The organism is Asaia sp. SF2.1, from assembly GCF_000505765.1.
Classification (GTDB): domain Bacteria; phylum Pseudomonadota; class Alphaproteobacteria; order Acetobacterales; family Acetobacteraceae; genus Asaia; species Asaia bogorensis.
In genome coordinates this window covers 119,964-130,448 of the sequence record NZ_AYXS01000034.1, presented here as the reverse complement: position 1 = coordinate 130,448, position 10,485 = coordinate 119,964, and the positions used below count along the sequence as shown (strand labels likewise).

8 protein-coding genes and 1 pseudogene are annotated in these 10,485 nt (G+C 59.8%); 3 read left to right on the top strand and 6 right to left on the bottom strand.

Features of this window, described 5'->3' with window-relative positions; all coding sequences use genetic code 11:
* The 3 genes and pseudogenes from P792_RS0119530 to P792_RS31795 form a co-directional block, all read left to right on the top strand.
* A pseudogene (locus P792_RS0119530) lies at window positions 1–520 on the top strand (erythrose-4-phosphate dehydrogenase); the annotation flags it as partial.
* A 26-nt stretch (window positions 521–546) separates the two neighbouring features.
* Window positions 547–1,764, top strand: a complete 1,218-nt coding sequence (locus tag P792_RS31800; RefSeq protein ID WP_023979393.1) for a phosphoglycerate kinase — start codon at window positions 547–549, stop codon at window positions 1,762–1,764.
* A gap of 166 nt (window positions 1,765–1,930) precedes the next feature.
* Window positions 1,931–2,455 (top strand): hypothetical protein, encoded by a 525-nt coding sequence (locus P792_RS31795; RefSeq protein WP_023979392.1) that lies wholly within the window; start codon window positions 1,931–1,933, stop codon window positions 2,453–2,455.
* A gap of 21 nt (window positions 2,456–2,476) precedes the next feature.
* Here the strand turns inward: P792_RS31795 and P792_RS31790 are convergent, their stop codons facing one another.
* The 6 genes from P792_RS31790 to P792_RS39045 all read right to left on the bottom strand — a co-directional run.
* A complete protein-coding gene (locus tag P792_RS31790) occupies window positions 2,477–3,127 on the bottom strand; it encodes a response regulator transcription factor (protein ID WP_023979391.1) in 651 nt (216 codons plus the stop codon).
* Window positions 3,127–4,287, bottom strand: a complete 1,161-nt coding sequence (locus P792_RS31785) for a sensor histidine kinase (protein WP_081866900.1) — start codon at window positions 4,285–4,287, stop codon at window positions 3,127–3,129. Before P792_RS31785 ends, P792_RS31790 begins: the two co-directional genes overlap by 1 nt.
* Window positions 4,288–4,289: 2 nt before the next feature.
* Window positions 4,290–6,755, bottom strand: a complete 2,466-nt coding sequence (locus tag P792_RS31780; RefSeq protein ID WP_081866899.1) for a TonB-dependent receptor — start codon at window positions 6,753–6,755, stop codon at window positions 4,290–4,292.
* Between the two features lie 150 nt (window positions 6,756–6,905).
* Window positions 6,906–8,729, bottom strand: coding sequence for a ShlB/FhaC/HecB family hemolysin secretion/activation protein (locus tag P792_RS31775; RefSeq protein ID WP_023979388.1), 1,824 nt, complete (start codon window positions 8,727–8,729; stop codon window positions 6,906–6,908).
* Window positions 8,726–9,559, bottom strand: coding sequence for a hypothetical protein (locus P792_RS31770; protein WP_152530238.1), 834 nt, complete (start codon window positions 9,557–9,559; stop codon window positions 8,726–8,728). The genes P792_RS31775 and P792_RS31770 overlap by 4 nt, the downstream gene beginning before the upstream one ends.
* Window positions 9,560–9,733: 174 nt before the next feature.
* On the bottom strand, window positions 9,734–10,485 hold a 752-nt coding region (locus P792_RS39045; RefSeq protein ID WP_035440216.1), incomplete at its 5' end, for a TonB-dependent receptor domain-containing protein.

Genomic DNA, 10,485 nt, shown 5'->3' with positions numbered 1-10,485 from the left:
GTTGGACGAGGCCTTCGGCATCGAATGCGGCTACATGGTGACCATCCACTCCTACACCGGTGACCAGCGCACGGTGGACACCCACCACCGCGACCCGCGCCGCGCCCGCGCTGCTGCCCTGAACATGATCCCGACCTCGACGGGCGCTGCCAAGGCCATCGGCCTGGTTCTGCCGCACCTCAAGGGACGTCTGGATGGCACCTCGATCCGCGTGCCGACGCCGAATGTCTCGGTCGTCTCGCTCGACTTCATCCCGAGCCGCGCACCGGGTTCTGTCCAGGCCATCAACGACGCCCTGCGCGCCGCTGCCGAAGGCCCGCTGAAGGGCGTTCTGGACTATAACGAAGCCCCGCTGGTGAGCACGGACTTCAACCACTCCTATGCCTCCTCCACCTTCGATGCCACGCAGACGGCCGTGATCGATGGCGGCAAGATGGTGCGCATCTGCTCGTGGTACGACAATGAATGGGGCTTCTCGAACCGCATGTCCGACACGGCTGCGCTCTTCGGCAGCCTGTGAGCAACAAGAAACCGGGAGAAAAGAGCATGGCCAGTTTCCATACGCTCGATGACCTGTCTCCTGAGGGAAAGCGCATCCTTCTGCGCGCTGACCTCAACGTGCCGGTGCGTGATGGCGCCATCACGGACACGACGCGTATTGATCGCGTCATTCCCACCATCTGCGAGCTGGCCGACAAGGGCGCGCGCGTGATCATCCTGAGCCATTTCGACCGCCCCAAGGGCCAGGTCGTGCCCAGCATGTCACTCGCCCCTGTTGCCGAAATGCTGGAGTCAAAAATCCAGCACAAGGTGCATTTCGTGTCCGACTGCGTTGGACCGAAAGCAGAAGAAGCCGTTGCCAACCTCAAGGATGGCGAAGTCTGCGTTCTCGAAAACACACGCTTTCATGCTGGTGAGGAAAAGAACGATCCGGCTTTTACAGACATGCTGGCCCGTCTGGGCGATGTGTATGTCAATGACGCTTTCTCGGCCGCCCATCGCGCTCATGCCTCGACCGAAGGTCTGGCCCATCATCTGCCGGCCTATGCCGGTCGCTTGATGGAAGCGGAGCTGAACGCCCTGACCGCAGCGCTTGAACTGCCTGAGCGCCCTGTCGGTGCGCTTGTTGGCGGTGCCAAGATCTCCACCAAGCTCGATCTCATCGGGAACGTGCTGGGGAAGGTCGATGTGCTGTTCATTGGCGGCGCCATGGCGAACACCTTCCTTGCGGCGCAGGGCGTTGCTGTTGGCAAGTCGCTTCAGGAAGCCGACATGCATGAGACAGCACGCAAGATCATGGCACAGGCGAATGACGGCAAGTGCGAGATCATCCTGCCGGTCGACGCCGTGATCGCCCGCGAATTCCGCGAGGGTGCCCCTTCGGAAGTCTGTGACATCCATGCCGTCCCAGCCGATGCCATGATTCTCGATGCTGGCCCCAAGACGATCGCGCTGATCAACGCCAAGCTCGAGGGTCTCAAGACCCTTGTCTGGAATGGTCCGCTCGGCGCCTTCGAGATCAAGCCTTTCGATACGGCCACGGTTTCTGTCGCCCGCAAGGCGGCTGAACTGACCATGGCAGGCAAGCTCAAGACCATCGCCGGTGGTGGCGATACCGTCTCGGCGCTGCGCCATGCCGGGGCTGCCGACCAGATGAGCTATGTCTCGACGGCTGGCGGTGCCTTCCTCGAATGGCTCGAGGGCAAGCTTCTGCCCGGTATTGCAGTGCTCACCGACGCTGCTCACAACGCTTTCCCGATCTGATCGGGAAAAGCTTACCCGCCGGGTTGCATCACGTTTGATGACAGCGCGATACAATCGGCGGGTTTCGGTTGCATAAGATTTTCTGACCTGGATACAGTCACGTCAGCCGGCAATCGAGTCCGGTATTTTCGTGAAATACTGCACCAACGGAAAGAGGATCGCGCTGTTGCGTTTCTGTTCTGCCTTGATACTCGGCCTTGTGAGTTGCGCCTCCATCGCCCCGCTTCATGCAGCGGAAACCGGTGTAGCAGGACAGTCTGCGCCGCCTGACGCCTCCCCGGCCCAACCCGGCAATGGCCCCGCCCCCGACAATGCGGCGACGCCCGGAGCCGAGACGCAAAAAACACCCAGCCATGTGCGGTCCCTCCGCTCAGGCCTCAACACGGTTTCGGCTTTCTCACTGGAGCCAGAAACGGCAGACGCCCCCCTGATCAGACAGGCCTCGCTGACCGTCAGGGCGCAGGCACCGGCATCGCATGACGGCTTTACCGAAGCGCCCTTGCCCGATGACTCGCTCGACGCACCCAAAGAGCGTGGCGGAGATGACGATACGAAACTGCGCCCGGATTTCTTTCAGCGTAACCATCATCAGGTTGGCGATGCATTGACCGGCGGCGCGGGTGCCAACGACCAGAGACGGGGCCATGGCTCGATGGCTGCCGGTGTAGCGGTTGCTATCCCGCTCGACTGAAGCACAGGGACCGGACTTCTTTCAGCTTTCGAGGTCGGCTGGCGAGAGCCCTCTCAGACGATCCATCTCACGCACAAGATCTGGCAATGAGCCTGCCTCCATCTTGCGCATGATCTGCGCACGACGCACTTTCACAGTGATCTCACTGACCCCCAGTATTCCCGCTGTCTGTTTATTGAGCAACCCTGTGACCACGAGACGGGCAACCTGCTTCTCACCAGCGTTCAGACTACGCCAGCGCCGTAGAAGCGCCTCGCCCTCCGCTCTCTTTTGCTGTGATGCCTCATCAATCGCCAGGCCCCGCTGGATGGCATCGAGCAGATCGAGATCGCGAAACGGCTTCGTCAGGAATTCGATCGCCCCGTTCTTCATCGCTTCGACCCCCATGGCAATATCCCCATGACCGGTGATGAAGACCACCGGATAATCCAGACCGAGCCCAGCCATGCGCCGATGAAAATCCATCCCGGACAGGCCCGGCATCCGGATATCGAGGATCAGGCAAGCGGGACAGTTCTCTTTCGGCGCGACAATGAAGCTCTCCGCATCGGCAAAGCATCGAACTTTCTGCCCAACCGCGCTCAGCAGATCATCGAGTGCCTGACGAATAGAGGCATCGTCGTCGACCACGTAAACGATCGTTTCTCCCGTGAACTCATTACGAGCATCCATTACGCCTCCTCCTCGCATGCTGCAGGGATGCTGAAGCAGAACGCTGCCCCTTCACGCCGGTCCTGAGCCAGCCAGATCCGGCCTTTATTCGCTTCGATCAGCGTACGGCTGATCGCGAGGCCGATACCCGTCCCCTCCTGCTTCGTGCTCCAAAAGGGCTCAAAAAGGTGATCCGTGAGAGTGGGGGCGATCCCGGCACCGTCATCGCTCACCCTACACAGGCAGGAATTATCCTCCTTCCATAGGGATATCTCTATATGGCCGCCACCCGTACCCTGCGCTGCAATTGCTTCGATCGCGTTGAGCAGAAGATTGCTCACAACCTGCTGAATCTGGACCGGATCTCCCCAGGCAGGCAGGGTACCGGCCTTGCAGTGGATACGTGCTGCAATATCGTTGTGCTCAAGGCGATGCTGGGCCATGGCCACCACGTCCATCACAGCATCTGCCAGGTTGAAACGCTGACATTCGGTCACTTTCCCACGGGTCAAATCCTTCATGCGTGTCAGGATATCAGCGGCACGCGTGGTATCGCGTATGATGCGCTCCAGGGCAGCATCTGCCCGACCGACATTGGGCGGTGTTGCGGAGAGCCAGCGCTGGCAAGCTTGCCCGCTAGTGGCAATAGCGGCGAGGGGCTGGTTGAGTTCGTGCACGATGGACGACGTCAGACCGCTGACCATCTGCGCATGGGCGATGCGTGCTAACTGGGACTGCCCCTGCAGGGCCAGTTCCCTGGCATGCTGAAGCCGGATGGCAAGCCAGGCCGTGATGACGATCGCTGCCGAACTGATCAGCAGATTGATCGCTCCGGTAGCCGCGTTGCCATGCAGGGTGAACGCGAAGCTCACTCCGGTCAGACCAAGACACAGGCAGGCAAGCCAGATCAGGTTTCTTGGCCGAAAAGAGAAGGCGGCGCCTAGGAGCACCACCGTATAGAGCACCGGTATCGCGATCTCGTAGTGGGTGATCGTATCGGCAGCAAAAATGGCGGCCATGATCAGGCCGAGCAGGATGGGACGGGTCGCACTGGCAGCGGGTTGCAAGCCATGACCGCCCCTCCCGGAGCCGGATGAACCGACCTGACGTGGCTCGGGACTCTGACGTTTCCCCTGCTGGGCCATGCGGGCGGTCTCGGGCGTACCGCTCCCTCTCCTCATGATCAGAACCTCGTACCCAGGCTGAAAACGAGTTGTCTCGGCGCCGAGCGCTGCATGGTCTGATAATCTCCGGAGAACGGGGCGCCATCCACGTTGAGGTTGCCGATCATCTTGCTGTTGAGCAGATTATAGACATCAAGACGCATGTCGAGCGACGGCCAGCCTGCATGGCCAAGGCGTTTCCACGCAATATAGGCCGTGGTATTCCAGTAATTCGGCCCCATAATGTCGTTGGTGTACGAGAAAGGACGGTTGAGATAGACTATGCTCGTTGCACCGGCCTCGACCTGTCCGACATGCACAAAGGCCGAGCTTTGCAGAGACAGGGCCGGGTAACCCGGCTGGGCCTTTCCCCTGATCGGGAAGATTTCACCTCCGGCGACCAGATCGCCACCGTAGCGGAAGCGACTGACCGAAAGTGACTGGCTGAGTGTCAGATACGGTCCCAGAGGCAGGCTGGCCGCGACATCTCCCCCCCAGATATGCGATGCCCGCACGATCCCGACGGTGTTGACCGGGCTGTGCAACGTGCCGATCGACGCCGAAACAAGCCGGTTTTCGACAAGCGAGAAGTACCCATCCCATGACAATCTGAAGCGTCCCTCTTTTCTGTGTCCGCCGATCGTGACCGTCATGTCCTTCTCAGGAGCGATACGCGACAGGGCCTCGTCGAAACTTGCCTGATCCGAAGCGGACCAGATCGAGGCGGAATAGCCGATATTGCCGCGAGGCGACATGCGGTAGCCGCTTTGGGTCTGGGCGGCATCAATGAACAGATCCTGACGGGGCGACAGCGTCCAGAGCAGGGAGAGATGCGGCAGGAAGCCGTTTTGCGAGCGCAGATTTCCTCGCGGGGCGCCATCATCCCCAACACTACCGCCCGAGGAATGCACATCTATTGCCTTGAACCCCAGCCCTAGGAGCAGGGAAGGCGTGAGCTTCCAGTCGTCATGCAAAAAGATCTGGCGCGAAGATGTGTGCCAACGGGAGAGATTTTGTGTTCGGAAGGCGGGTCCGTAGCGATCAAACGGTCCGATAGCCCGGAGTGGTACCCCACTCCCCAGGAGCGGCTCGTTATACCAGGACTGATCGGCAACCGAGCGTGATGTCTCCTGCCAGAGTCCTGCAGAAAGAAGATGATGCCCGATCCGGTAGTCGAGGGTGAGACTGCCGCCGAAGCGCTGGACCGCAGAATGCCAGACCTGCTCCGAAAACGGAGCGCCAGTTTCGGAAGGGGTTGTCGGGTCTGAAACGCTGGCGTCGGTATACGTGCTTGCCCCGTAGAAGAGCGCCTTGCCATGAAGGCGGCTTCCGATCCGGAAGCGATGGGCCAGGGACCCTATGAAATCCTGCGAGACCTGTCCGCTGTCATACGGGGTCAGGGCGGCACGCTCCGCACAGCTATAGGGGCCGCATTGCGCCTCGGCATTTTCAGGGCGCGCCATATCGTAAGCTGCCTCATAATTCGGATAGGTGAAATCCGCACCGCGCCAGCCTAGCTTGTCCAGCATATCGTGGGACACGTTGTTATAGCCCCAGACCTGCGCCTGCGAGGCCGAGAAAAAGGCAGTCAGATCACCCCAGGCGACATCTTGCACCGCCTTGATATTGCCGCGCAGCATGTTCTGCGAGCCCTGCCCCTGATATTTATCCTTGCTGATGCGCTGGAAGCCGGCGAGCACACGCGGTCCCGACGTGCCAAGCGTACCGGATTGCCCTACGAGCGTCGTGACAAGAGTATTGTTGCTCCCTACGGCCTGGTTGACGGCAAGGCTGTGTGTTTCTGTGGGCGCCATGAGCGTGTAGCGGATTTCGCCGCCATTATTACTGCTCGAAAAAGTACTCTCGCGTGAGGTACCGGGAGACACGGCAATGGAACCGATCGTATCAGGGACACTGATATTGAGCACATTTGTACCGCTCAGCGTCCCGAAACTCGAATCGTTCAGCGGAATGCCCTCAAAGAGAATGCCGAGTTCATTCATATGAAACCCACGCAGAAACAGGCTCGCATCGGATTCATCGAGGCCGTAGGAATCTGAGGACGTATAGGAAACACCGGGCGTCTGGGCGAGAAGAGCGAGCGGATTGGAACCACTCAGCGTATTGCGCCAGTCAGCCGGGGTGAGCACGGTCATATTGGGCTGAGCCGCGCGGTGGACATCTCTGGCCACGCTGATGGTCTCGGTCTGAGGGGGCGCCGTATTTGCTGCAATCTTATGGCTCCCCCCTTTAGCCCGAAAAGCCTTCCGGCCGTTTTTCCACTCTGCGGATTTGGACGCTACCCCGGCGGAATTTTCCGCCTCGGATGCGGCTTTTGCCCTTGCGGCCCCTCCAGCAGCCAGAGCTGTCTCGCAGGGCAGGATGAGGGGAAGCATCAGGCCGGCCATGCAGGCCGCCTGACGCGGCAAAACGATCCGATTCCCCCAGGAATAAGCGGTTTTCCGGTGATGCATATCATGGCTCATGTCGAGATTTTCCCTGTTCGGGAATTCTCTAACGACAATATGCTTTTGAAAGAATGACCTCTTTGGTATGCCCTCTCTATACGAAAGTATATTACCTCATGACATTTTGATCATTACTTGTGACTGATCTGATCGGTACTTCCGTCTCAATCAGAACCCTGCCACCAGATTGAAATCGCAGAACACGCCCCGATCGCCGCGACTGGCTGCGCGGCGCAGACGCCAGCCTGCGTCGACCGTCATGTTGAGATGCCGATTGATCTTGCTGTTCAGATCGGCCCCGATGCTGGAAAGCGTTACCACACGCGGCCCGATACCGGCCGGATGAACCTGTGAATTATCGCCCCAGTCCCAGAACGCGCCGAGCGTATTCGTGTCTTCCAACGCGCTGAACCCCGTCCATTTGCCAAGCGAGAAGCCCTTAGTATTGATCTCCTCGCTGAACATCAGGCCACGACTGCCGAAGGACGTGTTGACGTAATAACCACGCACCGTGCCCATACCGCCAATCATCAGTTGCTCACTATATAGCAGGTTATGGGTCGCGCCCTGCCACGCGGCACGCGTATTGGCCTTGAACCCCCAGGGGAGCGATAAGGCGCGCTTCAGGGTCAGGCGGTCATAGACGTAATTCGGTTTGGTGTTGGGGAAGATCGTCTCATACCAGCCCCTCTTGTTATAGGCTGAAATACCGGGCGGCCCGTAAACGATCTGGTTGTTGATCTCGGTCTTGCCCAGAGGGTCCTGCAGCGATCCCATGAATCCAGCGACAAACTGGTTGGTCTCGGCATTGGCCAGAATGAGTGGCACAGCCGCGCTAAACTGGTCCGAGATGGTCGATTTCCAGTCAAAGCCAAGCTGTGTCGTGCCATCAAGGCCGAACAACGTACCAAAGGCGATATGGGGCAACATATGCTGCCAGCGAAGAGACGCCTGACCTGAAATGCCCTTATTGGTAAGGGGCTGATCGGCCACCGGATAAGAGACCGAATAACTTCCGAATACCAGCAGGGCATCGCGGGAAGTCAACGGAATTTCCCAGCTGCCATTATGCCCCGTGAAACGCCCCGAGACACTGCGCTGCAACTGATACGTGAGGATATGCCCCAGATTGAAGGCGTTGCCCCATGATATGCCAAGATCCCAGTTCACGCGGCCCAGCGTGGGATCGAGCTGGTTGTTGTAGGCCCCGTAAACATAGAGCGGCAGGCGATCGGCAACCTTCAGGTCGACATCCGTCAAACCCGGCGCGGCACCGGGGCGATAGACCATATCAACCGTCCGGAACGGGTTGCTGTTGACCCAGCTCAGATCGGTCTGGAGGCTATCCAGAGAAAGTGTCTGACCTGTTCGGAGCCCGCTCTGGTTGCGAATGGTGCGGTCGGAAAACCAGCGATTGCCGACGACCCGTATCGCACCGATGCGATATTCGAGCACATCGATATGCAAGATACCCTGATGGATCTTCTGGGGCGGTACGCTGACCGTCACGAAGGCATGACCCCTGGCGCGATAATACCCGACCACGGCATCGATAAGCGTCTGCATCTGCCCGAAGCGCAGAGCCTGCCCGATGAACGGCGTCATGATGGCTGTGAAATCAGGAGAGCGGAGGATATCGAGCCCGGTAGTGGTCAGGGAGGAGCGCCAGTCCTGTTCGCTGATACGCCCTGCAGGCTGGATGATGAGTGCACGAAGCTGGGGCAGCACCAGGCGGTCCGACTGCAAGGCAACGGGCGCGAGATCGTGTGTTCTGCTCGCGGGCGCTGACAGATCCGGGAGATTTGCGCTGCGGCTTGTTGCGCCGGAATGAAAGATCGTCTGCGCCTGCGCCAAGGGGGAATTGGCCATACCGATGGCGGCGCAGCAGAGAGCACCGGCCCTGAGAAGTCTGACCGTGAAGGGCGTGCATCCTGCCCTCTCCTGTCCCGAATGACCCGAATGACCCGAAGCTTGCCCGCGCGGCCCCTTCATGGTCTGGCTTCCTGCGGGGTGGATGCGGCAACCCGGTCGTCCGTTGCAATCGGTGCAAGGCGCGGCTCTGCATGGTCGGGGCGCTCTGTCGTCAGCAGCACATCGCCATCGGGCAAGGCAACGGCACGATTGGCCTGTCGCATTCCATCGCGATTACCCGCCAGAGCAAACACATTGCCTCCGGCTGAAGCGAGCGAAGCCGCAGCATCATGAATCATGGCCGCCTTACCCGCGCCATGATGACGGCATGGCTCGGGCAGCACATACACGCCTGCGGGGCCAAAAGAGGCGTTCATGGTGGCCTGCGGACGTATCCCGCTATTCCCTGCGCGTTCGTCATGGTTACGTGCTGTTTTCAGGGGGGCGGCCTGATCCGTCACACCAATCATGACAGCCTCGTCCTTGCGGGCGCCAATCCCTGCGCCGGCACTTCCCCTCAGGGCCGGTTCGGATGGCGCACCGCCTGCAACGAACTGGCCTGATGCCACATTGTCGGGCGCCGGGCAGCCGCCGGACACGGCCTGTCCGTCAGGCCCGATCAATGTGCCGGCAGGGGTGACGCGATAGGTCTCGCCATTCAGTCCGACCTCTGCCTTGACGGGAGAGGGCCGATTGCCAACGACGCTATCGAGCGTGCCATTGGCCGAGGCCGAGGCACGCGCTCCGGGAGCGAAACCGCCTGCCGATAGTGCTCCCTCCGCCCGCTGCGCGTGGCATGGGTTTACCCCTGCGCCAAGCAGCATGATGCCGGGGAGAACAACAGGAAGCGATGACCGCCAGAGACGGCGAAGAGCATGAGGGCGGCGCATGGTAACCGGGCAGGAAGACAAGGAAGGGTTCAGTATATCACCAAACCGTGATCAGTGCTGATCGTTCCTGGTTTTTCTTCCGCCGCCCCCTGCCCGGACCCGTAATAAAAAGGCCGGATAACGGGAATACAGGTCTCGAAGCCTGCTCAGGTGAGGCCATGCATCAGGCATGGCCCGCCCGGTAACTGGGCTGGATCAGAAGCTGACGCCAGCCTGCAGGAAGGCATAGCGGCCAACAATGAGGCTGCCATACTGATAGATATTGGTGTTCGTCGCCGCATCCATGACGAAGGGCGGCTTCTTGTCGAGCAGGTTGCTGACGCCCGCCTGGAAGTTCCAGCGGTTGAGGCGATAGCCCAGCGTGATGTCATGTGTGAAGATGCCGGGGGTCTTGTACTGTCCGGCTGTCTTGGCCGTCAGATCGGTCACACCGTTATTCCACACCATGCCGCCGATATAGCGCATCATGTAGGTGAAGCTGAAATCGTCATGCTGCCAGGTCGCCTGGGCATAATCGCTTACGCGCGGCTGGCCGCTTCCACCGGCATAGAACAGACGACCGGTGTAGTTGTACCACTTACCATTCGGCACGTTCTGCTGCAGGTAGCTGACAAGCTGCTGCATGTTGTTCGACACGGTGAGGCTGTCATGGGGCGTCAGACGCACATGATAGTCGAGGTCGAAATCGATGCCGCTGGTGCGGATTCCGCCCAGATTCTGATAGAACGCATTGACCGAAGTCAGCTGCTGCGAGGAAGAGCGCGCAGCGATAGCGCCGCAATTGCTGGTATCTGCACCGGTATAGCACTGGTCGAGAATATACTGCGTGCCCAGCGTACTGATCGTGTTGTTGAGCGAATAATGCCAATACGTGACCGAGGCGGAGAGACCCGGTACCCAGCGCGGCGTGACAACCGTGCCGACCGTATAGGTACGACCACTCTCAG

Excerpts from the sequence above, each read along its gene's own strand:
- P792_RS31800 (WP_023979393.1), top strand. The coding sequence starts at position 547 with ATGGCCAGTTTCCATACGCTCGATGACCTGTCTCCTGAGGGAAAGCGC.
- P792_RS31790 (WP_023979391.1), bottom strand. The coding sequence starts at position 3,127 with ATGGATGCTCGTAATGAGTTCACGGGAGAAACGATCGTTTACGTGGTC.
- P792_RS31775 (WP_023979388.1), bottom strand. The coding sequence starts at position 8,729 with ATGAAGGGGCCGCGCGGGCAAGCTTCGGGTCATTCGGGTCATTCGGGA.
- P792_RS31785 (WP_081866900.1), bottom strand. The coding sequence starts at position 4,287 with ATGAGGAGAGGGAGCGGTACGCCCGAGACCGCCCGCATGGCCCAGCAG.
- P792_RS31780 (WP_081866899.1), bottom strand. The coding sequence starts at position 6,755 with ATGAGCCATGATATGCATCACCGGAAAACCGCTTATTCCTGGGGGAAT.